The organism is Xanthomarina gelatinilytica (assembly GCF_000348685.1).
Taxonomy (GTDB): Bacteria; Bacteroidota; Bacteroidia; order Flavobacteriales; family Flavobacteriaceae; genus Xanthomarina; species Xanthomarina gelatinilytica.
The window spans coordinates 13,010-39,979 of the sequence record NZ_ANLA01000003.1 but is presented as its reverse complement, the minus strand read 5'-3'; the positions used below and the strand labels follow the sequence as shown (position 1 = coordinate 39,979).

The 26,970-nt window shown below is 35.6% G+C and carries 25 protein-coding genes; 12 read left to right on the top strand and 13 right to left on the bottom strand.

Going from position 1 to position 26,970, the window contains the following annotated elements:
* Window positions 1-30 precede the first annotated feature (30 nt).
* Entirely contained in the window at window positions 31-2,217 is a 2,187-nt protein-coding gene (locus tag D778_RS14060; protein ID WP_007646663.1) for a tail fiber domain-containing protein, read from the top strand.
* On the opposite strand, the gene ribB is transcribed toward D778_RS14060, so the two are convergent.
* From ribB to tpx, 6 genes are all read right to left on the bottom strand, one after another.
* On the bottom strand, window positions 2,214-3,371 hold the full coding sequence (gene ribB, locus D778_RS00575) for a 3,4-dihydroxy-2-butanone-4-phosphate synthase (protein WP_007646661.1): 1,158 nt from the start codon (window positions 3,369-3,371) through the stop codon (window positions 2,214-2,216). The genes D778_RS14060 and ribB overlap by 4 nt on opposite strands.
* Before the next feature lie 35 nt (window positions 3,372-3,406).
* Window positions 3,407-5,278 carry an LptF/LptG family permease gene (locus tag D778_RS00570; protein ID WP_081602605.1) on the bottom strand — a complete coding sequence of 624 codons (1,872 nt, stop codon included), beginning with the start codon at window positions 5,276-5,278 and terminating at the stop codon, window positions 3,407-3,409.
* 7 nt (window positions 5,279-5,285) lie between these two features.
* Entirely contained in the window at window positions 5,286-5,924 is a 639-nt protein-coding gene (gene lolA1, locus D778_RS00565) for an outer membrane lipoprotein periplasmic chaperone LolA1 (protein WP_007646658.1), read from the bottom strand.
* A gap of 24 nt (window positions 5,925-5,948) precedes the next feature.
* The gene (locus D778_RS00560; protein WP_040491126.1) at window positions 5,949-8,321 is read right to left on the bottom strand and encodes a DNA translocase FtsK; all 2,373 of its coding nucleotides are present in this window, start codon (window positions 8,319-8,321) and stop codon (window positions 5,949-5,951) included.
* Window positions 8,322-8,429: 108 nt separating this feature from the next.
* A complete protein-coding gene (locus D778_RS00555; protein WP_007646654.1) occupies window positions 8,430-8,798 on the bottom strand; it encodes a diacylglycerol kinase in 369 nt (122 codons plus the stop codon).
* Window positions 8,791-9,297, bottom strand: coding sequence for a thiol peroxidase (tpx, locus tag D778_RS00550; protein WP_007646652.1), 507 nt, complete (start codon window positions 9,295-9,297; stop codon window positions 8,791-8,793). Before tpx ends, D778_RS00555 begins: the two co-directional genes overlap by 8 nt.
* Window positions 9,298-9,539: 242 nt before the next feature.
* On the opposite strand from tpx, the gene D778_RS00545 reads away from it, so the two are divergent.
* Window positions 9,540-9,794 carry a hypothetical protein gene (locus D778_RS00545; RefSeq protein ID WP_007646651.1) on the top strand — a complete coding sequence of 85 codons (255 nt, stop codon included), beginning with the start codon at window positions 9,540-9,542 and terminating at the stop codon, window positions 9,792-9,794.
* Window positions 9,795-9,869: 75 nt separating this feature from the next.
* Here the strand turns inward: D778_RS00545 and D778_RS00540 are convergent, their stop codons facing one another.
* The 4 genes from D778_RS00540 to D778_RS00525 all read right to left on the bottom strand — a co-directional run bounded on the left by D778_RS00540 (window position 9,870) and on the right by D778_RS00525 (window position 12,774).
* The gene (locus tag D778_RS00540) at window positions 9,870-10,127 is read right to left on the bottom strand and encodes a DUF6952 family protein (RefSeq protein WP_007646649.1); all 258 of its coding nucleotides are present in this window, start codon (window positions 10,125-10,127) and stop codon (window positions 9,870-9,872) included.
* A 5-nt stretch (window positions 10,128-10,132) separates the two neighbouring features.
* Window positions 10,133-10,441: a thioredoxin family protein gene (locus D778_RS00535; RefSeq protein ID WP_007646647.1), complete on the bottom strand. Its 309-nt coding sequence runs from the start codon at window positions 10,439-10,441 to the stop codon at window positions 10,133-10,135.
* Between the two features lie 83 nt (window positions 10,442-10,524).
* The gene (locus D778_RS00530) at window positions 10,525-11,163 is read right to left on the bottom strand and encodes a peroxiredoxin (RefSeq protein ID WP_007646646.1); all 639 of its coding nucleotides are present in this window, start codon (window positions 11,161-11,163) and stop codon (window positions 10,525-10,527) included.
* 141 nt (window positions 11,164-11,304) lie between these two features.
* Window positions 11,305-12,774, bottom strand: coding sequence for a Na+/H+ antiporter NhaC family protein (locus D778_RS00525; RefSeq protein ID WP_007646645.1), 1,470 nt, complete (start codon window positions 12,772-12,774; stop codon window positions 11,305-11,307).
* Window positions 12,775-13,168: 394 nt separating this feature from the next.
* Between D778_RS00525 and D778_RS00520 the strand changes: the two genes are divergently transcribed.
* The gene (locus D778_RS00520; protein WP_007646643.1) at window positions 13,169-13,942 is read left to right on the top strand and encodes a hypothetical protein; all 774 of its coding nucleotides are present in this window, start codon (window positions 13,169-13,171) and stop codon (window positions 13,940-13,942) included.
* 20 nt (window positions 13,943-13,962) lie between these two features.
* Here the strand turns inward: D778_RS00520 and D778_RS00515 are convergent, their stop codons facing one another.
* Window positions 13,963-15,162 (bottom strand): aminotransferase class I/II-fold pyridoxal phosphate-dependent enzyme, encoded by a 1,200-nt coding sequence (locus D778_RS00515; protein WP_007646642.1) that lies wholly within the window; start codon window positions 15,160-15,162, stop codon window positions 13,963-13,965.
* A gap of 166 nt (window positions 15,163-15,328) precedes the next feature.
* Between D778_RS00515 and D778_RS00510 the strand changes: the two genes are divergently transcribed.
* From D778_RS00510 to D778_RS00485, 6 genes are all read left to right on the top strand, one after another.
* Window positions 15,329-15,787, top strand: coding sequence for an Lrp/AsnC family transcriptional regulator (locus D778_RS00510; RefSeq protein WP_007646641.1), 459 nt, complete (start codon window positions 15,329-15,331; stop codon window positions 15,785-15,787).
* 46 nt (window positions 15,788-15,833) lie between these two features.
* Window positions 15,834-16,598, top strand: coding sequence for a LuxR C-terminal-related transcriptional regulator (locus D778_RS00505; RefSeq protein WP_007646640.1), 765 nt, complete (start codon window positions 15,834-15,836; stop codon window positions 16,596-16,598).
* 305 nt (window positions 16,599-16,903) lie between these two features.
* Complete coding sequence (gene lpdA / locus D778_RS00500) at window positions 16,904-18,304, top strand: dihydrolipoyl dehydrogenase (RefSeq protein ID WP_007646635.1); 1,401 nt, start codon at window positions 16,904-16,906, stop codon at window positions 18,302-18,304.
* Window positions 18,305-18,771: 467 nt separating this feature from the next.
* Window positions 18,772-19,170 (top strand): hypothetical protein, encoded by a 399-nt coding sequence (locus tag D778_RS00495; protein ID WP_238307532.1) that lies wholly within the window; start codon window positions 18,772-18,774, stop codon window positions 19,168-19,170.
* Between the two features lie 568 nt (window positions 19,171-19,738).
* The gene (locus D778_RS00490; RefSeq protein WP_007646630.1) at window positions 19,739-19,924 is read left to right on the top strand and encodes a hypothetical protein; all 186 of its coding nucleotides are present in this window, start codon (window positions 19,739-19,741) and stop codon (window positions 19,922-19,924) included.
* A 256-nt stretch (window positions 19,925-20,180) separates the two neighbouring features.
* The gene (locus tag D778_RS00485) at window positions 20,181-22,010 is read left to right on the top strand and encodes a PLP-dependent transferase (protein ID WP_007646629.1); all 1,830 of its coding nucleotides are present in this window, start codon (window positions 20,181-20,183) and stop codon (window positions 22,008-22,010) included.
* A 5-nt stretch (window positions 22,011-22,015) separates the two neighbouring features.
* Here the strand turns inward: D778_RS00485 and D778_RS00480 are convergent, their stop codons facing one another.
* Both D778_RS00480 and D778_RS00475 read right to left on the bottom strand, forming a co-directional pair.
* Entirely contained in the window at window positions 22,016-22,732 is a 717-nt protein-coding gene (locus D778_RS00480) for a LytR/AlgR family response regulator transcription factor (RefSeq protein ID WP_081602604.1), read from the bottom strand.
* Window positions 22,733-23,638 carry a sensor histidine kinase gene (locus D778_RS00475; RefSeq protein ID WP_238307529.1) on the bottom strand — a complete coding sequence of 302 codons (906 nt, stop codon included), beginning with the start codon at window positions 23,636-23,638 and terminating at the stop codon, window positions 22,733-22,735.
* A gap of 336 nt (window positions 23,639-23,974) precedes the next feature.
* Between D778_RS00475 and D778_RS00470 the strand changes: the two genes are divergently transcribed.
* The 3 genes from D778_RS00470 to D778_RS00460 all read left to right on the top strand — a co-directional run bounded on the left by D778_RS00470 (window position 23,975) and on the right by D778_RS00460 (window position 26,890).
* Window positions 23,975-24,391 carry a MotA/TolQ/ExbB proton channel family protein gene (locus D778_RS00470; protein ID WP_007646623.1) on the top strand — a complete coding sequence of 139 codons (417 nt, stop codon included), beginning with the start codon at window positions 23,975-23,977 and terminating at the stop codon, window positions 24,389-24,391.
* Window positions 24,381-25,634: an alpha/beta hydrolase-fold protein gene (locus tag D778_RS00465; protein WP_007646621.1), complete on the top strand. Its 1,254-nt coding sequence runs from the start codon at window positions 24,381-24,383 to the stop codon at window positions 25,632-25,634. Before D778_RS00470 ends, D778_RS00465 begins: the two co-directional genes overlap by 11 nt.
* Window positions 25,635-26,002: 368 nt before the next feature.
* Window positions 26,003-26,890: an arsenite methyltransferase gene (locus tag D778_RS00460; protein ID WP_007646619.1), complete on the top strand. Its 888-nt coding sequence runs from the start codon at window positions 26,003-26,005 to the stop codon at window positions 26,888-26,890.
* Window positions 26,891-26,970: the final 80 nt, after the last annotated feature.

Here is a 26,970-nt window from a genome sequence, read left to right as displayed (position 1 = left end):
AAATATATGCAATGTCTAACCATGCTTTGTATGAAGAAACATTACCTAATTGTTTTATTTTTTCAAGTATTGATTACCTATACCTATTCCCAAGTAGGTATTGGAACTACCAGTCCACAGTCACAATTGGATATTCGAGCTTCAAATCAAATCTCACCAAATCCTACCGATGGTATTTTAATTCCAAAAATTGATGTATTTCCTTTAAGCAATCCCACGGAAGCCCAAGATGGGATGTTGGTTTATGTTACTGGAAATGGTACAATAAGCAAAGGGTTTTACTATTGGAACAACAGCTTGGCTGCTTGGACATCCATAAAAGGTGCTGAAAAAATAAACGACTTAATGGATGGTAAAAGTGATAATGATGGCTCAGAAAATGGATCCTCAGTTTTTATTGGTCTTGGAGCAGGAATCAATGATGACAGTTCAGACAACCAAAATACAGGAATTGGTTTTGAAGCCATGGGCTCCAATACATCAGGTTTTGATAATGTTGCTGCTGGTTACAGATCTCTTTTTAATAATACCACTGGAAGTTTTAATGTTGCCAATGGTTTTTATACCATGTTTTCAAATGTGTCCGGAGTTAGGAACACAGCCAGTGGATACAGATCTTTACACAGTAACACTTCTGGATCCAATAATGTAGGCATAGGTTATCAAACCTTATTTGACAATATTTCAGGAAACAACAATGTGGCATTAGGTTATAATTCTCAATATGTTACTACAGTTAGCGAAGGCAATGTGTCTATTGGTTCCAATGCTCTTTACCATTCAGGTGGAAATTACAATACAGTAATAGGTACAGATGCTCTTTCGGTTTCCAATATAGGAGATTATAACATAGCAGTAGGTTATTCAGCAATGTATAGTAACACTTCTGGAAACAATAATATTGCCATTGGGTCAAATGCTCTAAACTCCAACACTATGGGATCTAATAATGTGGCTACTGGCTTTATGGCTTTAAACTCCAATACTAATGGTAACAATAATGTGGCTCTTGGATTACGAACCTTAAACAATAATACTACTGGAAATAATAATATAGCAACTGGTACAAGAGCTTTATTTTCTAATACTACAGGTTCAAATAATATAGCTACTGGAACTAGAGCCTTATATTCCAATTTATCAGGCTCTTTTAATGTTTCAAATGGTACCAGAACTTTATATTTAAATACCACGGGAAGTTATAATGTGGCAAATGGGTTTAGAGCGCTTAACTCAAATACCATAGGTAATAATAATATTGCTAATGGTTATCAAACTTTGTATTCTAATACAACAGGTTCCAATAACGTAGCTTCAGGTTATGAGTCCCTTAGAAACAATAGTACTGGTTATGATAATATAGCATTTGGAACACAATCCTTATATAGCAATACTGCTGGAGATGCTAATGTGTCCATAGGTACAAATAGCTTGTATTTTAATACAGTTGGTATTAATAATACTGCCATTGGTACAGAATCTGGATTAAATTCAAATGGAGATGCGAATATATTTTTAGGGTATGGAGCTGGTTACCATGAAACAGGTTCCAATAGATTGTATATAGAAAATTCTGATGCAGATGCTAACGAAGCTCTGATTTATGGCGAATTTGATACAGATAATTTAAGGTTTAATGGCCATGTGATGATAAGCAATGCCAATGCCTCACATTTGTACGCAACATTGTCTTTGGACAATTTGGAAATGGCCAATTTAGGGGGAAATAATTTAGGCTTGGATGGCGATATCGTACCATTTTCCAACAGTACTTTCGATATAGGAAATAGTTTAATCAACCAACATTGGGACGAAGTGGTTGCCAATACTTTTGTGACTTATTCTGACAGGCGTACCAAGACTCATATTTCGGAGTTGCCATATGGGCTGGAGGACTTGATGAAACTGCAACCAGTAAGTTATAGCTATAATGAAACCATTTCCCCAAACAATAGAAAACGTTTGGGTTTGATAGCCCAGGATGTTGAGAAAATCATTCCAGAGGTTGTTATTACAGAAGATGTGGATATAGATCCTAAAACAGGTGAAAAAATTGTTGTTCCTGGGGATTATTTGGCCATGAGCTATATAGAATTGATTCCAGTACTTATTAAAGCCGTTCAAGAGCAACAAAAGGAAATTGTTGCGTTAAAAGATCAATTGGAGAATTACCAATTCCTCGAAAAAAGAATCAAAGCTTTAGAAAACAAAAACTAATAACTTACATATTCAATTATTTCCAGTCCGTAACCTATCATCCCAACCCGTTTAGTTTGTTCGCTATTGGACATCAAACGTAATTTATGAATGTTTAGATCGTGAAGTATTTGGGCACCAATCCCAAAATCTTTACTGTCCATTTGAATGCTAGGTGCTTTAATCAGGTCTTTGTGATTTTGTTGTTGCTTAAGTATGGAAAGCCTGTGCAATAAATTGGTGGATTGGTTTTGCTGATTTATAAAAATGATAGCTCCTTTTCCTTCTTCATTGATCAGTTGGAACATATCGTCCAACTTTTTATCGGCATTATTGGTTAGCGTTCCTAAAATATCATTATTTACCAATGTAGAGTTTACCCGAGTTAACACATGTTCGTTGGTGTTCCAAGTTCCTTTTGTAATGGCTATGTGTACTTGATTATTGGTAGTTTGTTGGTATGCTCTAAGTCTAAATTTACCAAAACGGGTTACCATATCAAAATCTTCTTTCTTTTCAATTAAGGAATCGTGTTGCATTCTGTAAGCCACCAAGTCTTCAATGGAAACAATTTTTAAACCGAATTTTTTTGCCACTTCCACCAGTTGAGGTAAACGCGCCATGCTGCCATCTTCGTTCATGATTTCAACAATCACACCAGCAGGTTTTAATCCAGCCAGTCTGGCAAAATCTATGGCAGCTTCTGTATGTCCAGTTCTACGTAACACACCACCTTCCCTGGCAACCAAAGGAAAAATATGTCCTGGTCTGGCCAATTCAAAAGGTTTGGTGTTTTCATCAACAAGGGCTTTTACTGTTTTGGCCCTGTCACTTGCAGAAATACCTGTGGTAACACCATTGCCTCTTAAATCTACAGAAATGGTAAAGGCCGTTTCCATAGGATCGGTATTGTTGTTAACCATCATGTTTAACTCCAAAGCCTTGCAACGTTTTTCGGTTAAAGGAGTACATATTAGACCACGTCCATGGGTTGCCATAAAGTTTATCATTTCTGGCGTTACCATTTCTGCAGCAGCCAAAAAATCGCCTTCATTTTCCCTGTCTTCATCATCAACTACAATAATAACTTTACCATTTCTAATATCGTTAATGGCTTCTTCAATACTGTGTAATTGTATGTTTGTAGTTTGGTTTGCTGTTTTAAGCGTGGACATAAAGCTTATTTTTTAATATGGTGCAAAGATATAGCTTATTTTAAACTAACAGAAAGGTCATCGTTAATTTTGTTCCTTCTTAAAAAATGTGTCAACGGATAAAAAACAAATCCCATTATGAGTAGGATTGGGTTTTTAGTTACACCTTTTAAGGCTATCAATTTGTATATAGATCGTAATTTTAAGGAAGACACAATAAAATAGATGAAACAAACAAAAAACGAAATAATCCCCAATTGTAGGCAAACCACAGCAATTTCTTCCAATTTGTTATTTCTTAAAATGAAGTATAATGGTATTAAGATGGCGCCAATAATGTAGAAAATGAAAGTGAATTTAGCGTATTCCTTATAATCTGAATGTCTTTTTCTTATGGTGCCAAAATCTTCAGTATGGGCTAAAGGTTCCTGTGAAATATCCAAATTTTCCTCTATCACTTCCCGAACAGCGTCAGGCAATTTCGATTTGTTTTTTACATCTTCTTTATCCTTAATTTTAAGGATTTTTTTAATTGGCTCTAAAATATGGTCAAATTCAAACAAACCACGATCTGCCGTAGCCCTTTTGGTTAAATATATTCCCAAGGGTAACATGATGATGGTTGAAAACCAAGAAGCAAACACAGGGTTCAAACTGCCGTCTTTGGCGCTGTTTTTTGCAAATATGCCAATAAAATGATAGGTTAAAAACAACAAGATGGCAATAACCATAGGCAGTCCAATACCTCCTTTTCTTATTAAAGCGCCTAAAGGTGCTCCCACAAAAAATAAAATAATACAGGCAAAGCCCAAGGCTAGTTTTTCGTGTAAAGCTATTACATGCCTGTTTAACCAAATAGATTTGGTTTTCAAGCCTTGCTCTTTAACGTCTATTATTTGAAGGGTACTTTTAAATGTGTTTTGTGCCAAATCTATAAGTTGTACTTTGTCTTTATGACTGAAAAGTTCCAGAATCTCACCATTATAGATAGAGTCTGTTTTACTAACAACACCTTTGTTGATTATTGGTAAATTGGTCCTGTTGTACAAGTTTTCGGCCAATTCTTTAATATTGTTGTCCCTATCAATTTTTAAGGTATCAATGGTATAGCTTAAATCTTTTATGTTAAGCATGTTGTATTTGTCGCTAATGTCTTTTTGCTCCAGATCAACATTGTTGAGGTTCGATAAATCTACATTAATGGTGTATTTTTTAAAGGCGCTTTTGGTCATGGGCTTTTTTAGCCTGTCTTTATGGTCTTTTGGAGGTGTGTCGTCATAAAAATATCCATCGTAGAGAATAAGTTGTAGGATATCAGAATCTTCTTCACCTATAAGCTCCCCGGTTTTGGAGTAAATGGTTGTGTAGTTCCCAGCTTTGCCACCTGTTTTTTTGTGGATGAGTACTTCTTCTAAATACTGTCCTCTGTCGCCACTTTTATCGGCTACTTTAATATTATATTCGTTTCCAACTTCATTAAACTGTCCTTTGGCTATTACCATGGCAGGTTTTAATTTGGCTATATTTTTCCGAAGGTTATAAGAGTTATATTCTGCCCAAGGGATTACGTTGTTTGAAAAGAAAAAAGTAGTGATTCCCAAAGCCACGATAAAAATGCTTAAGCCTTTCATGGCACGTTGCAAAGAAATACCTGTGGATTTCATGGCAGCAAACTCATAGTTTTCGGCAAAACTTCCAAATACCATGATGGATGCCAGCAAGATGGTCAAAGGCAAAACCAATGGAATTAATTTAGGGGAAAAATAAAGCAAGAACTTAGCCACAACAACCATATCCAGGTCTTTTCCAGCCAATTCCTTTATATATAGCCAGATGGTTTGTAAAACAAAAATCAGCATGAGAATCACAAACACGCTGATAAAAGTTTTAAGGTATGAGGTTAGTATGTATCTATCTAAAATCTTCAAAAGTTACTTAATCCAATTTGTTAATGTAGTAATCTTTATACTTGTTCTTGTCAAAAGTAAATAAGGATTTCGATATAGGTTCGTTTGTTTTAAAAGAATTAACAGTTAAAGTGGTTTTTGTTCCGTTTTTACCTATCTCTATAAGGTTATAGATGTGTTTGGTTTGAGCGTCTATTCCCAATAGCACATTTTTAATTTCGGAATTGGAATCCATAGGAGTGAGTTTTACATACTGTATTTTTCTTCCTTTCACATCTTGAATAATGTCCATTTTATAGGTGTAGCCATCCTCATAAAACGAAAGCATTTTACTGGGTGTAATGCTATTTTCATCATCTGGGTTTTCTGTTGAAATAGTTACTTCCTCATCGTCAGGACTAATACTATACAGTGTTTTACCATCATAAATACGGGTGGCACCCAAAATGTTTAAACGGTATTTGTCTCCTTGCATCACGACATCTCCACGTGTTTCCTGTTTGATGTTTTCGGCTGCATTGTCCAGTACATACTTAAAATCTATTGAAATATTATCGTAGCTTTTAGCCTTTTGTGACACTTCGTCCAATAGCGCTTTGGCTTTACTGTCCTGTCCAAAAGACATGGTATAAATGAAGAGGGTAAAAATTAATGTTATTTTTTTCATTTTTATATTTTTTATTTGGCTTAATTATTGACTTTCGTTTTCCAATAATTGATTAAGTGCTGCTAAATCTGGGACTAGAACCTGTCTGGCTTTACTGCCTTCAAAACCACCAACAATGCCTGCAGCTTCCAACTGGTCTATTAAACGTCCAGCGCGATTGTAGCCTAACTTTAATTTACGTTGCAATAAAGACGCAGATCCTTGTTGAGCCGTGACAATAATTTCGGCAGCATCACGAAACAATGCATCTCTATCGTTGATATCTACATCAAGACTTGTGCCACTTTCCTCGCCAACATATTCTGGTAACATATAGGCTTCAGGATAGGCTTTTTGGGATCCAATAAAATCGGTTATTTCTTCTACTTCAGGAGTGTCAACAAAGGCACATTGAATTCGTATCATGTCGTTTCCTTGTGTGTAGAGCATGTCTCCACGACCTATTAGTTGGTCTGCACCAGAACCATCCAAAATTGTTCTGGAATCTATTTTACTGGTTACCCTAAAGGCTATTCTTGCTGGGAAATTGGCTTTTATGATCCCTGTTATCACGTTAACAGAAGGTCTTTGGGTAGCAATGATTAAATGAATTCCTATGGCTCTGGCAAGTTGTGCCAAACGCGCAATGGGAGTCTCCACTTCCTTACCCGCTGTCATGATTAAATCGGCAAACTCATCGACAACCAAAACAATATAGGGTAAAAATTGGTGACCGTCATTAGGGTTTAACTTACGTGCTTTAAATTTGGCATTGTATTCTGCAATGTTTCTACACAAGGCATTTTTAAGCATCTCGTAACGGTTGTCCATTTCTATGCACAACGAGTTTAAGGTATTTATAACCTTTGTGTTGTCTGTAATAATAGCATCTTCGCTATCTGGCAGTTTGGCCAGATAATGACGTTCTATTTTGTTGAACAAAGTCAATTCCACTTTTTTGGGATCTACCAGAACAAATTTCACTTCTGCTGGATGTTTTTTATAGAGCAAAGAGGTTAAAACGGCATTCAGTCCAACCGATTTTCCTTGTCCAGTGGCTCCAGCCATTAGCAAGTGAGGCATTTTTGCCAAATCCACCACAAAGGTTTCGTTGCTAATGGTTTTGCCTAAAGCAATTGGCAATTGCATATCTGATTTCTGAAATTTTTGTGATGCAATTACAGAACGCATGGAGACTATGGTGGAATTTTTGTTGGGAACCTCAATACCAATGGTTCCTTTTCCTGGAATAGGAGCAATAATCCTGATGCCTAATGCAGATAGTGACAAAGCAATATCATCTTCCAGGTTTTTAATTTTCGAAATCCTGATACCTGCATCTGGAACTATCTCATAAAGTGTGACTGTTGGACCAATTGTGGCTTTTATGCTTGCAATGCCTATTTTGTAGTTGTTTAGGGTTTCTACAATTCGGTTTTTGTTTTCTTCCAGTTCTTCTTGGTTGATGGTAATGCCTTCAGATTCGTATTTTTTCAATAAATCCAATGAAGGGAACTTGTAGTTGCTCAATTCCAGGGTTGGGTCGAACTGACCAAAATCTTCAACCAATTTATTCGAAAGGTTGTCGGTTTCTGAAAGTTCTTCAGCTACTTTTTCAACCTCAATCGTCATTTCTGCCTCTTCTTTTTCAGGTTCGGGTTTTGGTTTGGGTTTTGTTTCTTGAGCAAGTTCTTCCTGCTCATCAGTAGGTTTTTCAATATCCAATTCGAATGCCGATTTGATATCTTCAGCTTCAGCAGTTAAATCGTTATCTATAGGAACTGTAACATCATCTGTAACTGTGTTAAATTCATTTTTAATATCTTTTGAAGCTCTCTGGAATAGGTTTTTAAAGGTGTCGGCTGTCACTTTAAAACGAATGGCCAAGTAGGTAATTAAAAAGAAAACAAGTAGGAGAGAGGTGCCTATTTTTCCTAAGTAATCTTGTAAAAACAGGTTCATTTCAAATCCTATGGTACCACCAAGAATATCCAATTTTTCGGTAAAAAAACCAAAAAAGATAGCTAGCCAAATAACGATAAGCGTGCCCCAAAACCAATGTTTTTGCAATTTTTTTGTGCTGGAATTGGTTAATACAAATACACCAGAAAGGAAAATAAGTCCAGCAAAAATAAAGGAAGCAATACCAAAGCCACGTTGTATAAAAAAATCGCTCAGCCAGGCTCCTGTTTTATTGAGCCAATTTTGTGGCTTTACATCCCTTGAGGTAAATTCGGTAAGCGTACTTTGATCTGCTTTTCCTGTAAAAAGGAAAGATACAAAGGCTATAAAAAGCAAGAGTCCCAATAAGACCAAAAAGCTACCCAATACCAGTTTTTGTTGATTTGTCAACTTAAAACTTGGGACTTTTAATTTGGGTTTACTGGAGTTTGTTGTTTTTGTTTTCTTCTTTGCCATGTTTACTTTCCTGGAAACAGAAATAAGTTCTATCTATATTGGTTTGTATGGTTTGCCCCATGAAGCAAAAATACAAATTACTAACGTTTATCCTAATGGTAAAAGTATTTAAAAAATCTTAGGAAAATAAATGATGCCACCAACTATTAACGCTACCAAAGCAAATATAAAAACAGCTCCAGCAGCCAGGTCTTTAATGAGTCCAATTTTTGGATGGTATTCTGGATGTATAAAATCTGCCATTTCTTCTATGGCAGTGTTTAAGCCTTCCAGTGCAATTATAATACCAATGGTCAAGGTTTGCAAGATCCATTCGGTTGTGCTAAGACCTACCAGAAAGCCTATCAATGTCATGGTTATCCCAATAAACACCTGTATTTTGATACTGGGTTCTGTTTTTAATAAAAGCCAAGCGCCATTAAAAGCAAAGGCCACGCTTTTTAACCTGTTAACAAAAAAGGACTCTTTTTTAGTCATCCATTAAAGCCTCAAGTGCAGCTTTATAATTAGGTTCATCTGCAATTTCAGGAACTTGTTCCGTATATTTTACGGTTCCATTTTCATCTAAAACCACAACACATCTGGAATGGAGAGTTTCCAATGGACCATTTACAAAATTTAGGCCATAGGCTTTTCCAAAGCTTCCATCTTTATAATCGGAAAGAGATATAACATGGTCCAAGCCTTCGGCACCACAAAATCTTTTTAAGGCAAAAGGAAGGTCTCTAGAAACACAAAGCACTTTGGTATTATCCAGCTCTGATGCTTCTTGATTAAATTGTCTAACCGATTGGGCACATGTGCCTGTGTCCACACTTGGGAAGATGTTCAAGACCACTTTGTTTCCAGCAAAATCGTTTAGGGTTTTACTGCTTAAATCGGTTGTGGTGAGTTTAAAATCTGGAGCTTTGCTTCCAACTTTAGGAAGTGTTCCAGACGTTTGTACGTTATCTCCATGTAAGGTTACTGTTGCCATAATTTTTTTGTTTTTTGTTTATATAAAAATACTAATAAAATAAGAGTTTCACCACAATGTTGTTTCCCATTTTTTTATTTTAAGAAATAATCCCTCAAATGGTTTAAGTTCAGTAAGTTTTGTTGATGACAGTTGTTAAGGGTATGTTAGATTTATGTTAAAGCGGAATCTGTAACATCCATACGTTCCAAGTCTTGCGTACATAAGGAAACAAATCTATAAACATAAATAAACCTATTATTATGAAAGTATCAAAGAAATTATTTGGAGCCATGGCATTAACCTGTTTTTTAGGTTTTTCTCAATTAACATCTGCACAAACAGCAGATAATAACACTGAAACCAAAACCGAAGAAACAACCCAAGTACAGGAACAGGCGCAACTTAAGACAGACTCTGAGGTAAAAAAAGAAAAAACCGAATTAAAAGCTAGGGAAGAGCAAGCCGTTGAATCCAAGGCTGTCAAAGAAGAGGAAATAGATGACGACAATAAATAAGAGTTTATATATTTCCATAAAAAAGCCTCTACATTTTAAAATGTAGAGGCTTTTTGTATGTATGCTAATGATGTTCTAAGAATCAATGGAACCAAGAACGCGTTTCATAAAGCTGTTTAGGGCTTCTTTTTTTGGGGTACCATCTTTCACCATTTTTTGAACCTCCAAAGCGCCATACATATTGGAAATCAATTCCCCAATCACATCAAGCTCTTCGTCTTTAAGCGAAGGAACTTCTGTAAGGGCTTCTAGGGTTTCAATGGTTTCTATAACAAAATCTTCATCGTTTTCTTCAATGAACTGAGTGAGATGTTTGATAATTGGTAATTTCATAATGTTTAATTTACGTTATCAACCAATTCTTTTAATACCTCAAACTTGTTTGTTTGCACCTGATTGATAAAATCCCCTTTCTTAAACGTTGCAAAAGTTGGTAAGTTATCAACTTTTGCCAGTTTTCTGGATTCCGGAAATTTTTCAGCATCTGCAATTACAAATACTTTACCATCGTTTTCTGAAGCCAATTTTTTGAATTTAGGCTTCATGATTCTACAATTACCACACCAAGTTGCCGAATACTGTACCACAACCGTATCGTTATTGTTAATGATGTCCTGTAAATTGTCTTGATCTAATTCTTGTACCATATCTTTTATAATTTTCAAAAATTCAAATTCCAAATTCCAAAACCCAATAAATCCTGTTTTGGAATTTGGATTTTGGAGTTTTTTTAGTGAGTTGCTAAGTAAGCAGCAGTCCCTTTAGCGTTTGGCTGCATGGCATCTTTGCCTTCTTCCCAGTTTGCCGGACATACTTCGCCTTTTTCCTGTACGTGCGTATAGGCATCAATTAAACGTAAATATTCTTTAACGTTTCTTCCTAAAGGCATGTGATTGATGCCTTCGTGGAACACTGTTCCTTCTTCATCTATTAAATAAGTAGCTCTGTAAGTTACGTTGTCACCTTCTACGGTTACAATGCCAGTTTCTTCATCGTATTTTTCATTAGTGATGTCTAAGATACCTAAGATGGAAGATAAGTTGCGGTTAGAGTCTGCCAATATTGGATAGGTAACGCCTTCAATACCTCCATTGTCCTTAGGGGTGTTCAGCCAAGCAAAATGTACTTCTGGAGTATCACAAGATGCGCCAATAACTATGGTGTTACGTTTTTTGAATTCTTCCATAGCTTCTTGGAATGCATGTAACTCGGTTGGACATACAAATGTGAAGTCTTTTGGATACCAAAATAAAACTACTTTTTTCTTGTTGTTTACTGCTTCTTCAAGAACGTTTACTTTAAAGGTGTCGCCCATGTCGTTCATTGCGTCTACATTCAAATTTGGGAATTTTTTTCCTACAAATGCCATATGTTTTATATTTTAATTGTTAATAAATTTCTCTATTGCAAATATAAGACACCAAGGCGTTTTTTAAGCTGAATAAAATCTTATTTTCTTATCGAAGCATAGGTATTGTCTATTATGAACTTGCAAATTAATAGGAAATTACTATTTGTCAGTTGAAAGTTGTCTGATTTTAATTTGAAAAGCAGCAAAAAGTAAGGTAGTGAACGGACTCAGCCAGTTAAAAATGGCATACATGAAGTATTCTCCAACACCTACACCCAATACTCCTGATTGGTAGGCTCCACAGGTGTTCCAAGGAATCAAAACAGAGGTGACCGTTCCTGAATCTTCAAGGGTTCTACTTAGGTTTTCTGGAGCCAATCCTTTATCATGATAAGCTTTTTTAAACATTTTACCAGGAATCACTATCGCCAAGTATTGATCGGAAGCAATGGCATTTAAACCCAAACAGCTGATAACCGTACTGGCAAAAAGCCCAAAAACCGTTGTGGCTACAGAAAGTAACGCTTTGGTGATTCTAGAAAGTGAACCAATGGCATCCATAATGCCACCAAAAACCATGGCACAACAAATTAAAAAGATGGTCCAAAGCATGCCTTTCATGCCACCAGCAGAAAATAAATCGTTTAATTTTTCATTATCGGTTGTGATTTGTGTATCTGTAAAGATGGCATTGATAATGGAGCCAAATTTAGAAGATGTTAATTGATCCAAAATATTTGGTTGATAAATAAATGCAAACAAGGCAGCCAATAATACACCAATCCCAAGCGCAATTAGAGGTTTTGTTTTTAATAATATGAGAACAATTACAGCCAAAGGCACCATAAATAACATGGGAGTGATATTGAATGTTTTGTCAATACTGCCCAGTAAGCTGCTTAAATCGGCATTTCCAGTGGTTTCAATCGTCATGCTCATGATACTAAAAGCAATTAGGGTCACTATTAAGGTAGGTACAGTGGTAAAGGTCATATAGCGAATATGGGTAAACAAATCTGTTCCGGCCATGGCAGGAGCCAAATTGGTGGTGTCGCTTAAGGGAGACATTTTATCTCCAAAATATGCTCCAGAAATTACAGCTCCAGCTATCATTCCTGTAGAAATGCCCAAAGCAGACCCAATGCCAACCAGTGCAATACCAACAGTTGCTGAAGTGGTCCAGGAACTACCAGTAGCAATGGAAATAACTGCACAAATAATTATTGAGGCTGGTAAAAAAATGGTAGGACTTAATACTTGTAAACCATAATAAACCATTGCAGGTATTACTCCACTTACCAACCAGGTTCCAGCCAAAGCACCAACCAAAAACAAAATCATGATGGGCACAAAAACACTTTTTAGGTTTTCCCAAACTTCTTTAAGCATTAAACCAAAGCGGACTTTATTAAAAAACCCAACCAGAGCAGCTATGCCACCACCAATTAATAATATAAATTGATTGGAATATTCTCCCATGGATTCCCCATCTGCATAAAATATGTTGTAAGCCAACATCATCATTAATAGAACCACTGGAATTAAAGCTTCCCAGATGCTAAGTTCCTTGTTTTCAATTATGGTTTGATCCTCAATTTCAATTTCAGAAAGGTTTTTATCGTCTTGCATTGTTTCAGTTAGTTAATTTAGGATTGTAATGTTACGATTTTCACCTTAAGTATGCAAATCCATAACCTTGCACATCATTGCTTTTACTTAAAGCATATACGGATTTGTTTAACAAATTGGTATTGGAGTCTGTTTATGGGAGGTTTTTTGTAAGGAACTTGGTCAAACAAGGCTGGACAACCTGTTTTTTCAGCTTTGTTTTTATCATCCATTTTGTTTAGCTGATTTTTTATGGAAATATGGAACAAGCGTGTGGATAGAATTGATTTTTAATATGAAAAATATTACGCAAAGACCTCTCTTTTACACTATATCAGATTAAAGACTTCTTTTATCGAAATGAGCCTTTTTATATTTGTCTGTGGATTATCTTTGTGAGACAATATTTTTAGCAATGGGTCTTCAAAAAAATGTCCTGTTTTTTTGTCTTTTTTTCTTTGTTTCCATAAAACTTTTTGCACAAGTTGGAATAGGGACAACCACACCTCATGACTCATCGGTTTTAGATATCAGCAGTTCCAATTCTGGTGTATTGGTGCCTAGGGTTGCCTTGCAATCCACATGGGACACAAGTACCATTTTAAATCCAGAAACCAGTTTACTGGTTTACAACCATCAAAGTATGGCGGATGTATATCCAGGTTTTTATTTTTGGAACGGTAGTCGCTGGAGCCGAATCAATGATCAAGCCAACGAAAGTTCCCAATTGATATTTGGGGAAATTTACAGAACCAGTCCTGAAGAACGATTTTACAATTACTTGCCCATTGAGTTTGGAACCCTTGGGGTTCATCAAAACATTTCAGCCGATTCCAATAGTTTTCTGGTTCCGGTTTCGGGTATTTACAGGGTTTCTTATGCGATTTCCATAGTTATGAGAGGAGCCAATAATTCACCTGTGACCTTGGGGTTCTTTTTGTCCACAGGATTGGCACCACCTCTAAATCCTCCCAATCCTCCTTCAGGTCCCGCAATATCAGATAGGATCCCAGGATCTTATTGCCATACGCGAGTCACTCCTTTAGGGAATAGTTCCTGTAGCATGACCAAGTTGGTGCATTTGCAGGCCAATCAAAGGGTGTATCTTTTTTCAGATAGCAGTTTTAGTATTGTAAGGATTTTACCTCATACAGCCTTAATGAACCTAGAGCTCATTAAGGCCGATTAAAATACGAGGAAACTAATTGCTTATAAAATATTCAATTCTTTCATGCAGGCATGCATGATGTTGAAGGTGCGTTCTATATCTGCATCCAAACCAATGGAGAAACGTATCAAGCCATCGCTTAAACCCATTTCTTTTTGTTCGTCTTCAGGAATTTCGGAAGAAGTGGAGCTGCCAGGAGCAGAGAATAAAGTTTTGTAAAACCCTAAACTTACAGCCAAGTATCCCAAGTTTTTTTCTTGCATCAATTCCATTAAGGCATTGGCTTTATCCAATGAGCCAACATCTATGGTAAGCATACCACCAAAACCATACTTTTCATTCATCATGCTTTTAAACAAATCATGAGAAGGATGCGAAGCTAAGCCTGGATATACTGTTTTTAAACCCAAGGCTTCAAATTTTTCAGCTAGGTATGTTGCATTTAGGCTGTGTTGTTGCATTCTAATGTGCAAGGTTCTAAGGTTTTTTAATACAGATGCAGCCCTTAAACTGTCCATGGTGGCACCTAATAACATACAGGCACCATCGTTTACGTTGCGTAAATCGTTTATAAACTCCTGAGTTCCACAAACCACACCACCAACGGTATCGCTGGATCCATTGATGAATTTTGTTAAACTGTGGATTACAATATCTGCACCTAATTGAACTGGTGAAATGGATAAAGGCGAAAAAGTGTTGTCCACTATCAATTTTAAATTATGTTTTTTGGCTAGTTTAGCCAAGCTGGCAATATCTGCCACTTCCAACAAGGGGTTGCTTACAGATTCGCAATAAAGTACTTTGGTATTTGGTGTAATGGCAGCTTCAACCACATCCAATTTGGTGATATCCACAAAAGTGGTGTTGATGTTGAATCTTGGTGCAAAGTTCTTTAAAAAGGCATAAGTACCACCATAAATGGTCCTACTGGACACTACATGGTCTCCTGCACCACAAAGTTGCATGATAACAGGCGTTATGGCTCCCATACCAGAAGCAGTGACATTGGCTGTTTCTGTTCCTTCCATGGCAGCCAAAGCTTCCCCTAAATACAGGTTGGAAGGCGAGGAGTGCCTGGAGTATAAATAACAACCATCTGCATTGCCTTCAAAGGTATCGAACATGGTTTTTGCCGATAAAAAAGTGTAGGTTGATGAATCTGAAATGGAAGGGTTTACACCTCCAAATTCCCCAAAATATTGTAAGTCTTGTATGTTGTTTGCTGGTTTAAATGCCATAATGCTATTTGTTTTAAGTGATTATTGATGTAAATATCAAGTATTTTAGACAAATTATCAACTAGATATTGCATCTTTAGATTATAAAACTATCAAATTGTATATTTGTAGAATATAAACAAGGTTTCTTAGGATTTCTAACTTTGAAACTGAAAATTTTTCAATTATGACTTTTGATGCTATCGATAAAAAACTGATATCGTTTTTGCAAGCAGACAGCAAACAAACGAACAAAGAGCTATCCAGCAAATTAAATCTTTCTGTTACAGCTGTTTATGAGCGTATCAAAAAACTGGAACAGCAAGGCGTTATTTCAAAATATGTGGCCTTGGTTAAAAAAGAAAAGGTTGATAAGAGTTTTGTGGCTTTTTGTCATATCAAACTCGTTCAACATACACAGGAATATGTGATGAAGTTTGAGAAAGAAGTGGCCAATTTGCAAGAAGTTATGGAATGTTATCACATTAGTGGAGATTATGATTACCTGCTTAAAGTGATTGTGGAAGATATGGAAGCATTTCGCGAATTTATGGTCAATAAACTAACCTCCATCAATCATATTGGTAGCACGCACAGCATGTTTGTTATTAATGAAGTGAAACATACCACAGCCATTACCATTTAATTGGGTTCAAATTTATATCTTGCATAGCAAACCATAAAACCAAACCATGCTCCTCAAGCAAATAAAGACTATCTATCACGACATATTCAAGTCCTACGATCATCCAGCACTTACACATCACATTAAAAAAATCACCGAATTGGATGTGTATCTGCCTTATAGTTCCACCTTTTTTTGTATTACCAACACGCAAAACCTCACATTTGAGTTTATCAGTAAAAACATGACTTCCTGTATTGGTTTGGATAAAAACAGCTTACTGAAAGAAGGCATGAGGCAGTTTTGGAACCGGATTCACCCAGAAGATGTGGAGTTATGGTTAAAGGCTTTAAACGATTTAATGGTTTTCACTTTAGAGGAAATTCCTATTAAAGATAGACAACGTATGAGCTATACTTGGAATTACCGATTATTGAACGAAGCAGGCAGCTATGTGAACATCATTCAAAACACCACACCCTTGGAATTCGATTCAGACATGAAACCCATTATAGGTTTGGCGCATTATACCGTTTTGGATCCAAAAATTAAAATGCCCATCACAGCTACAGCCAAGCTTTTAAATGACCATAACGAATACGAAACCAAGTATTTCAATAATTTTTCACAAAAACTTATAACCAATGGGCTTAGCAATCGTGAGCGGGATGTCATTCGGTTATTGACCATTAACAAATCCAGTAAGGAAATTGCAAAGAGTTTAAATATTAGCCCTAACACTGTAGATACGCACAGACGAAACATTTTAAAAAAATTGAACATTTCATCAACAGGAGAACTGATAGGCATGCTTAAAATGAACAAAATATAATGTTATGAGCATATTTACTCAATTTGAGTATTGTGAGACTTATAAAAGAATCCCAACTTTGTAATGCTATTAATTAGTTCATAGGGAGAATTAAGGATAAACAGGGCAACCCAATATTTTATTGGTGTTGCCTTTGTTGATTTTACGCCTCAAATAAAATCCTAAATATGGAGATGCTTTTTTTATGGTCGTCCCACAAAACATTTGTACTTTTGTATTCAATTATAACAAACCTTGACGTGCTGAACGAGCCTGCAAAGAGCGCAGTTGAAGTGAGGCATTATTATAAATAAATTATTTACCTTATGAATTCATACGATGTAGCCATTATTGGTTCTGGTCCTGGAGGTTATGTAGCAGCCATACGTTGCGCACAACTGGGAATGAAAACTGCTATTATAGAAAAATATCCTGTACTAGGAGGCACCTGTCTTAACGTAGGTTGTATCCCTAGTAAAGCCCTTTTAGATTCGTCCCATCACTACGAAGATGCTGTAAAACATTTTGAAGAGCATGGTATTGAAATTCCAGGTGACATTAAGGTGAATTTAAAACAAATGATTGACAGGAAACAATCGGTTGTGGATCAAACCACTGGTGGTATCGATTACCTAATGAAGAAAAACAACATTGAAGTCTATCAAGGCGTAGGAAGCTTTAAGGACGCGACCCATGTTGTGATTAAAGGTGAAAAAGAAACAGAAATTGAAGCCAAGAACATCATTATTGCCACAGGTTCCAAGCCTTCAAGTTTACCGTTTATAAACATAGACAAAGAACGTATTATTACCTCCACAGAAGCTTTAAAACTCACCGAAATCCCTAAGCACTTAATCGTGATAGGAGGAGGGGTTATTGGTCTGGAACTTGGACAGGTTTACAAACGTTTGGGAGCTGAAGTGTCTGTTATAGAATATATGGACAGAATAATTCCAACCATGGATGCAGGTTTGTCCAAAGAGTTGAGCAAAGTGCTTAAAAAGCAAAAGTTCTCTATAAATACGTCCCACAGAGTAAAATCGGTTGAAAGAAAAGGCAAGGAAGTGATTGTCAAAGCCGATAACAAAAAAGGTGAAGAAGTAACGTTTAAAGGCGATTACTGTTTGGTATCTGTTGGTCGTCGTCCCTATACCGATGGCTTGAATGCCGAAGCAGCTGGCGTAAAGTTAAACGACAGAGGTCAGGTAGAGGTCAACGAACATTTACAAACCAACGTATCAAACATTTATGCCATTGGCGATGTGGTAAAAGGTGCTATGTTGGCACATAAAGCCTCCGAAGAAGGAACCTTGGTAGCCGAAGTTATTGCAGGACAGAAACCACATATAGATTACAATTTAATTCCTGGTGTGGTTTACACCTGGCCAGAAGTGGCATCTGTTGGTAAAACCGAAGAACAACTTAAAGAAGCTGGTGTGGCCTATAAAGCAGGACAGTTCCCTATGCGTGCTTTGGGTAGAAGTAGAGCCAGTATGGATTTAGACGGGTTTGTAAAAATACTTGCTGATAAAAACACGGACGAAATTTTAGGCGTTCACATGATTGGCGCAAGAGCAGCCGACATGATTGCCGAAGCTGTGGTAGCTATGGAATACAGAGCTTCTGCCGAAGATATTTCCAGAATGTCTCATGCACATCCTACCTTTGCCGAAGCCACTAAAGAAGCTGCCTTGGCAGCAACAGAGGATAGGGCACTTCATATATAATACCCATTAGGTGTCGCAAAGCTTTTTTGAAAGCTTTTTATTGACTGCCAAAAACATATATCGAAAAAAGCAACCTGAGAAGGTTGCTTTTTTTTTGTGTTTAACAAGGCGTTTAGCATTATGGAAACCCTTAGTTATATTTATAAAAATTTTTTAAATATGATTGCTGACCCTTTTACATAAGTAGAAAACAACCACTACAATTTTGAAGCGCTTAAAATTATTAAATACTTTGACCAAATCTTGTATCCGACTTAACGATTAACTCGTCCGAAAATTTAATTTTATCATATTCATAAAGAAACAAAGCTCAAAACAGTCTTCAGTTTAAAAGAAAAACGAAAACAAAAACACGACTAAAAAACTACTCTATTTGTGAATGATTTTACACAATGTCATTCCATAAAACATTTTTTAATTTCTATTTTTTATTTCCTAAATTAGGTGTTTAAAACACGATTTAAAACATGTCAGTAATTATGGAAATAGACAAAACAGAAGCATTGTTAAAAAAGTTTGGTTATCAATTTCAAAGGAAAAATAACGAACTGATAATTAAAATGGCTTTTGCTCAAAGAGTGATCGTTGAATTTTCCGAACCTGATAAAATAGTCATAAAAGATAAACTTGTTGGTTGGAATTTTTTAACTGGACTGATTGAAATGAGCATTAAAAACGCAATTCTTTACAACTTTATTGGAGCCATAATCATAACATTCCTTTTTATGTTCCTCAATTTAAAATACAGTGGACTGAATATGGTTTTTTTATTTTTGGCATTTATGGTTTGGGTGTTGCTTTGGACCATGTTTTACTTGATTAAAGCAGAGAACCTGAAACGGATTTTAATACAGTGGAATGAATGAGGATATGTGACATATAACATAAGCAAATAAAAAAGTTGGCAGACAGAAATGGATCATGAAAAACTAAAATGTTCAATATCCTTAATTTAAATAAAAAAAAACCGTTAGTGAGACATTTTTTTTACAAGAGTCGTTATACAATTTTAGGAAACCTCATTTAAACCATGAGGTTTTTTTGTTTATTTTAGTTGGGTTTACTGAATAGTGTAAGAATACAAACGTCTAATTATGAATGGCGTACGGTTTGTTTGTAATGTTGTTATTGGTATAAGGACTAAGCATATACACAATAACCAAACTGGAAATTAGCATGACAATAAGTTTTAAATATTTCATAATAAAAGGTATAATGTTTCCCCGAATGTAGGACTGTCAGGAGCTAAACTTGTAAAACATAAGTAAAAAAAGTGCAAAAAATGTTTAAAAGGGTTTAGCAAGATTCTAAACAAAGGGCTTAAAGTCTATTCGATAATTTATGTTATTAAATCAATGAATTGCAATGAAGTTTTTAGAATATAATTTTTAACTTTATTACGTTTAAAAAAAAATAAAACTAAAACAAGCTACTATGAGCAGAAAAACAGGTGCTATTGGTGTTTTAATAGCTGGAATCTTACTCTTAACCATGAATTTTCTTGAGTTGGACTTTAACCATCTAGAAAAAGGGCCTTTAGCTGGGATCCTTTCAAATGTTCTACTAATTTTAGCCATGATTTTAAGTATAAGACACTTAAACAACGAAGAACAAACCTAAGACAAGAATACTGTTATATGGTATCTAAAATCAACAGTATTTTTAATAAATGATATTTTTATCACGCTTTGTGGCATTATTTCGTGCTTTGAACAGAGTTATATTCAAATCAACCCAAAATGGTTTTCTCAGCCTGGCATGCTTCTATTTCCAAATGTTAAAAGCACTTTAAAAATCTTTGGTTTTCCCTTTAAAGAAATTCTAAAAACTGTAACTTGCAGCTTGTCTTAAAACATTTATATTAGAATACTGAAATATGCTGGAATACCTTAAAAAAGTCATACATAACATGCCAACAGATTGGTTGCGTTTAACTACCCATCGTTTGGATATTTACAACGAATCCTTGGCAAAAACCCAATTCTTGGACGCTTTTGAAACCTTATATCAACAAAACAATGCAGACACAGCTGCACTAGAAACATTACCTACAGCTTACGATTATATTCGCTTGGGTCATCCATTATCCAGTGTTTTGGAATGGACTATTGCCAACTTGCATCAATTAAAATCAAGTCATGTCATTAGTTTTTCGTCACAGACCATTCCTGTTTTGGCTGTTCTAAGAAAAAATCTTTTTGAAAATAAAAATACCCAAATTGCTTACACAGGACATTTACCTCAAGGTTTTGATGCTGAAATCATCAAAAACATCTATGGTTACTCCTTTGAATTAATTAAAGTGGAACATATAGATAACATTCCAGCGTTTCAAGGAAGCACCATTTATATATCGCAAGAAGCCAACCTAGAAACCATGGAGCTTTTTGAGAATATAGATTTTTATATCAGTCTGCATAAAAACTTAGGAAGTATTCTAATAGTAAATGGCAAGCAAAACGAAAATTATGTCTCAGAAATTCAGCATGTAAGACGAAGAGAAACCATTGCCATGACACCTGCAGATTGTCTGGTTGCTTTAAAAGCATTGATACACCATAAACCTGTGGAGAGTGACAACAAGCTTGTGGAAGCAAACAAAACAAGCGTCTTAAATTCTATTAATAAAATTACTGAAACAACCACAAAAGCGCTTGTGGCTTCCAGTGGCTTGTCTATTCAATATGCCATCCTCATGGGACTCATTCACGATGCCATTGAGAATCATCAGGGAAAAGCCATTAAGATAATAGTGCCTCCCAACTGTTATGGTGGCACAAACGACCAAGCCAGACGCGTGGCAGCCTGTCTTGATAATGTAGACATTGTAGACTTGTTGGTGGATGGAGATAACAATATGGTAGAAAGTATAGACACTGTTTTGGCTAGCATTGCCAAAGAAGATACCATCCCTTATATTATTGCCGAAATCCCTACCAACCCCCGAGTTGAAGTTCCAGACCTTAACAAGTTAAGAGATGTTTTAAGTAAAGAGCGACAAACAGCAAGAGGTACAACTGCAATGGCTCCTGTTTTTATTTTAGATCAAACCTTTTGTCCTAATGTGCCATTTTTAGCTGAAGATGGCATGCTCTCTCAGGTTAAAACCATATCCTTTGCCAGTGGTTCCAAATTCCCTAGTGGCGGACTTTGTACAGCAGGTTACTGCGTAGGAAACAAGCCAACCAAAAGATTGATGGATAAAATAGAAACGCATTTGTTGCTTTGCGACAACGAAGCTACAGCCCTTCAATACCAGATTCTGGCCAAACAGCTGCCTACCATGACACAACGTATAGCCGATGCTTATACAAACACAAGGGAGTTTGTAAACTTCATTCAAGAAGTTTTACCAGAAGCAAAAATAAATTTTGTTTCAGAAGCCTTGGCAGAGCAAGGGTTTACACCTTCTGTTTTTTCTTTGGACTTGCCTACCAAAGGCGAAACGGCTGAAGAAAAAGAAGCTTATAAAAGAGACTTGAATTTAAAATTAATCAACTTAATGATAACCAAAATACCTGACGAAAGCAAGTTTTGTGTGAGTTATGGACAGTTAAAAGGCTGTTATTGGACCATTCCAGCTACATCTACTCAAGGAACCACCAAAGAAGGTGATAAAGATTATATAGTTCGTGCGTCGCTTTCCCCAAATTTGGATTTGGAGCTTCATAAAAAGGTTTTTATGGAATTTGTTGAAAGCATGTAAGTTCACTAAAAGTTGGACAACTTTTCCAAAACCTCCTTTTTATAGCTTCGGCTAATGGTTAAGGCTTGCCCTTTTATAACAACATGTTCGTTGGTAAAGGAAGAAATGTGTGCCAAGGCTATAATAAACGATCTGTGGATTCTAATAAATTGTTTACTAGGTAATTTGGCTTCAATGGCACTTATGGTTTCCCTGGTAACAATGGTTTGGTTAGCCAAATGTATTTTAATATAATCACTATAACTTTCTATGTAAATAATGGTATCAAAGTCCACTTTAATCATGCGTCTGTCTGCACGTACAAACATAAAGGGATTGCTTTCCGATTCTAAAGGGTCTTGATTTTTAAGGTTGCTATATACTTCAAAATAGGTGTTTATGGCTTTTAGTAAACGTTCAAACGAAATGGGTTTTAATAAATAATCTACAGCTTGTAGTTCAAAGCCTTCCACAGCATAATCACGATAGGCTGTGGTAAAGATTATTTTTATGTCTTTATTGATGGATTTTGCAAAAGAGATTCCAGAAATTTCCGGCATGTTGATGTCCAAAAATACCAAATCGATAGTGTTGCTGCTAATTACTTGAAAGGCTTCCATGGCGTGACTGCAACTCGCTACCACCTTTATATTGCTTATTTTGGAGAGATGAGTGGCAATAATGTCCCTAGCCATGGCTTCATCATCCACTATCAAACAGGATATGTGTTTTGGCTCACTCAATTAACTGGGATTTAATTTTAATTGCACTTTAAATAGATTGTTGGAGTTTTCTATTTGCAAATCGTATTTGCCTTTATATAGTAAATCCAGTCGTTTTTGTATGTTTTCCAATCCAATGCCTTTTCTGCTTTGGTTGTTGTTGGAATTACTGTTTTCTATGGAAAAAAACACTTGTTCCTTGGTACAAGATAATACAATTTTAATAGTTAAAACGCCATTGTTTAAGTGTCCATGCTTAAAGCTGTTTTCTATAAACGGCAGAAGGAGCATAGGTGCAATGCTAATGTTTTCTGGAATGTTATAAGTGTTAAAGCTTACATCCAATCGCTTGTTAAAACGCAACTTTTCCAACTCAATATAATCTTTGATATGATTGATCTCATCTATTAGCAAGACTAAAGGTTTATCCACTTGATATAATAGATAATCCAAGAGATTGGAAAGTTTCAGGATCATTTCTGGTGTTTCATCGGCTTTTTTTAGAGCAAAGCCATACATGGTATTCAAGGTGTTAAACAGGAAATGTGGGTGAATCTGCATTTTAAGATAGTTCAGCTCCTGTTCCTTTAGTTTTAATTGGGTTTCCAGTATTTTGGTCTCCAGTTTTTTAGTGTTTTCGGCTTGGATTAAGTTCAACTTCAACAGTTTAAAAGCACTCACTACTACCACTATTAAATACACGCCAGAAGTCACCAATAAGATGTTTCTGGTAATGGGATTCATTTGGGTATATTCAAAATTGGCCAGGTAAATCAAACTAAAAAATATGGAAACCATGATCAAATACCCCGAAACAATTAAGGTATATATACTATATAAAATAAAAAGACCATAGCGTTTCGTGACCAAATAGTCAGGAATTAACTTGTAAATGGATACATAAGTGGTAGCCATCGTAATGGGCATTATAAACAGTGAAAACAAAAAGGTATCATGAAAATCTTTACTTCCAGCTCCAAAAAAATAAGTAAAAAATAGCAGCACTGCACACCAAAAAACCAGATGCAATATCATCCGAAACAATATTTTTAAAAGGATTTTTTTACAGAACATCATCTCAAAATATCTTACAATAATACCATATTTTTTCAGCCTTTTTATATTTTGTAGACGAATAACGGAATTAACAAGGCTTTCAACCAAATGTCATTTCCTTAACTAATATGGTAGTTCGTCGCATTTTAATTTATATCTTGAAGAAGCGCTTTAAGTTTGCTGTATGTTAATCTATAAACATTTATTATGAAACTTTATGTATTAGTTCCACAAGTAGTTATTGCAGCAAATCCCTTAACAGATAGGTTTAATGAAGGAGGCTTTTTCATGTTCCTTATTTTAATTTGTTTGCTTTTGGCCATATTTTTTATTGTGAAAGGGTTTTTAAAGCTGAAAGACCCAATAACCTCCAAAAAAATGCTGCAACTGGCTGCAGATATTAGCCTCTTGGGTTTGGTTTTAGGTTTCTTTGCTTCTGTATTGGGGTTGATAACAGCCTTCGATTCAATTGAAGCCATGGGAAATGCCGATCCTTCAATTTTTGCTGGAGGCCTGAAAGTATCTTTATTAACAGCTACCTTTGGCTTGTTTACTTTTCTTGTAGCAAGACTTGGCATTGTTATTTTAAGAAGCATGCAAAAAACTCAATCTCATGAAAACTAAACCAAACAGCTTGAATATTGGTAAGCTAATGTTGGTTGTGATAAGTTTGGTTTTTCAACAATCCAGAGCACAAACAGAATACCTATATCAAATAGGGAAAAAGGATAGTATATATTCTAAAATTCTTAATGAAAATAGAGATATTTATATTCAGCTTCCAGACAGCTATAAATCAGATTCACAAGAAAAATATCCAGTTATATTTATATTAGATGGCGATGTGCTCATGCCAACTCTAGTCAATACTCATGATTATTACAGTGGTGGTTTCATGCCAGAAATGGTTATCGTGGGTATTTCGAACTCAGAAAACAGAACAAGGGATTTAACACCTTCAAAAATCACCACCAAATATGGCATGCCTTTTTATGAAGAGAATGGTGAAGCCGTAAACTTTCTGAAGTTTATTGAAACCGAACTGATTCCTTATGTGGAACAACACTATCCTGTTACCAATTACAGAACCTTGATAGGGCATTCCTATGGAGGCTTATTTACAATTTTTACTTTAATCAACAAACCGGAATTGTTTGCAAACTATGTGAGTATCGATCCAAGTCTGGATTGGGATGACCAAATGGTTTTAAAACAGGCCGAAAAGGTTTTTAAGGAAAAAAGTTTTGAAGGAAAAGCTTTGTATGTATCGTTAAGTGGCCAATTGCACATGCAAAATCAAGAAGTTACTATTGATAATGTCATGGAAGATACCAGCGATTATACCTTATTTGCGCGTTCCAATATCATGCTTTCAAGAATTATAGAAGAAAGCCCTGAAAACAATCTGTCTTTTAAATGGCAGTTTTATCCAAACGATTTGCATGGAACCATTCCACAACCATCCATAAAAGATGGAATGATATCTCTCTTTACATGGTTTCAGATGGAAAACACAGATAAATTTAATGCTCCTGATACCCCAAAGGACGAATTAAAAAACATGATTGAATTTCGTGCCAATAAACTTGAAAACCACTTCGGATATTCAGTTCCACCTTTTCCAGAAGACTTATTGAATGGTTTAGGTTATATGAATATAGATATGCATCAATTAGATAAATCTAAATTGTATTTTGAGCTAGCCATTAAATATTATCCTAAAAGCGCCAATGCCTATGATTCCATGGCAGATTATTATCTTGCCACAAACAATAAAAAAAAAGCATTGCAAATGCTAGCTTTAGCGTATCAATTAAGTGGGAACACCTATTATAAAGAGCGCATGCAAAAGTTAAAAATAAATTAAAAATATAGACATACATGCTTGAGATATCGTAAACGGGTTATTTTTGGCTCGTTTTTTGTATTCTGTCAGAACATTTGTTTATAAGAGAATAACTTTATTCTTTGGTCAAGTAATAAAAATTAAAGATATTAGTTATTATTTATTGATTAGCTTATAAATAATACTGAATAATTGCGTGACAATCAAGACTAAACTTATGTATGGTATAAGTTATTGTTAGGAAGGTTTTGATATAACAAGGTTATTCCAATCCCTTTTCAGCAATGAAGAGGGATTTTTTTATCAATATATTTTTCAAATTCCATGTTTAATCGTAATATTGCAATAAAGTAATTAATAAAGATTTTTTTCACCATAAAACCACACAAATGAAAAAAGAACAAGAACTAAAGGATATTGTAAAACAACGTTACACAACCATAGCAGAACAAGGTAAGGTAGAAAATGCTTCGTCTTGTTGTGGTGCCACAACACCATCAAACAAAGTCTATAATATCATGATGGACGATTATTCGGAAACTTCAGGATATATTGAAGATGCCGATTTAGGCTTAGGTTGTGGCTTACCAACAAAGTTTGCACACATACAAAAAGGAGACACAGTCATTGACTTAGGCTCTGGAGCAGGAAACGACTGTTTTGTTGCCAGACATGAAACAGGAAGCGAAGGAAAGGTTATTGGAATAGATTTTACACCCATCATGATTCAAAAAGCACGAAGCAATGCCGAGAAACTAGGGTTTAACAATGTTGAGTTTCGGGAAGGTGATATTGATGCCATGCCAGTAAACGACGCTGTTGCTGATGTGATTGTGAGCAATTGCGTGTTGAATCTGGTTCCAAATAAAGAAAAGGTTATTTCAGAAATCCATCGGGTTTTAAAACCTGGAGGTCATTTCAGTATCTCAGATATTGTTTTGGTAGGAGACTTGCCCGACGCCTTAAAACAGGATGCCGAAATGTATGCTGGCTGTGTGGCAGGAGCCATTCAAAAAGGGGACTATTTAAAGTTGATTGAAGATAGAGGTTTTCAAAATATCAAGATCCAAAAAGAAAAAACCATTAGTATTCCAGACGATATTTTGAGTAAATATCTGTCACAAGATGACATACAGTCTTTCAATAAAGGTGCCACAGGCATTTATAGCATCACTGTATATGCTGAAAAAGAAGGAGTAAGGCAAGAGAAGCCAAAACTGAAACTTTCTGAAATTCAAGATTCAGATTGTTGCGAACCAACAAGTGGCTGCTGTTAATTAACAGGTGTAACAGCTTGTTTGCAAGAAAATGTTAGGACTCTATATCATAAAAATCCCTTATCAGAAATGAAAAGGGA